Source organism: Bacillus sp. JJ1533 (assembly GCF_036965045.1).
Classification (GTDB): domain Bacteria; phylum Bacillota; class Bacilli; order Bacillales; family Bacillaceae_L; genus Ferdinandcohnia.
Map to the genome: position 1 here is coordinate 1 of NZ_JBALOV010000072.1, position 1,058 is coordinate 1,058.

The 1,058-nt window shown below is 41.6% G+C and carries 1 protein-coding gene and 1 pseudogene; both read left to right on the plus strand.

From position 1 onward, the window contains the following. A partial coding sequence (locus V7138_RS25190; protein ID WP_335402759.1) for a glycosyltransferase occupies positions 1–333 on the plus strand: 333 nt, incomplete at its 5' end. A gap of 34 nt (positions 334–367) precedes the next feature. After that, a pseudogene (locus tag V7138_RS25195) lies at positions 368–1,058 on the plus strand (glycosyltransferase family 1 protein); the annotation flags it as partial.

The following is a 1,058-nucleotide window of genomic DNA, read 5'->3' on the forward strand; positions in this document are numbered from 1 at the left end:
CATATCTTTTGCCTAGCTAGCGTTACTGGTCAAGATGGTAATATGGAAGGTCTTCCGGTATCGATTCTGGAAGCACAGGCAATGGGCCTTCCAGTGGTATCTACTCGGCATAGCGGTATTCCGGAAGGGGTCGATGAAGGACGAAGCGCATTACTGGCTGAGGAAGGGAACCCATCCGATTTAGCGCAAAAAATCATGGAGATGATGAGCGAGCCAGAGCGCTGGCCCCACTTTGGTTTAGCCGGTAGAGAATGGGTAGGAAAATACTTTGATGGGGATAAACAGGCGGAGGAATTGAAAAATATCTATGATAGATTGCTAGCCAAGCGGTAATTTCGAAATCTTGTCATACAAGGAGGTTTAGTTGATGAAAATTTGTTTTACTTCTAATTTTAAGAAATATAGCCCAAAAGGAGATGTGCTTCAACTTCTTAATTTATTAAAAGCGATTGATAAGAAAGTTGAGAGAATATCTTCCGCATCAAACCAGGAGTTCCTGATCGATTGTGTCCTCCCTTTTCTTTTTGTAAACGGTTATGAAGGGTTTGATTTTCGTTATGTAAAATTTCATGAATCCGAAAATCAGGCTAGCAAGATAGCTCAAATGGATGATAAAGAAAATTATGACTTCATTTTTGTTCGAAATAGACAGCTGGCATTAGACCTTATTCGGATAAACGAGAAGTTGGCAAGTAAAATGCTCTATTTGTCGATTCAATATGATGAGGATGATAAAGCAATGATGGAAGAAATGGACTATCTTTTTAAGAACTCGAAAATGATCTTTTTCCAATCGGTGCCTTGGGCAGAGCGTTTCAAGGATTATGTTTGCAGAAATGGAGTTTCCCCCGAGATAGTTGAGAGAAAGGTAAAAATACTCACCCCTTATGTCGAGCCTCTCCTGGACAACGAGATTTCATTGATTAATCGTTCTTCACCGCCCCATCTGATCATGGCAGGCGTTATTCGGCCACTTTTCGGGCTTTCTATAGCCATTCAAGCCGTCCACCAAATCCGGCAGTTTTCTCCTGACGCGCATCTCCATTTGGTTTACCCTA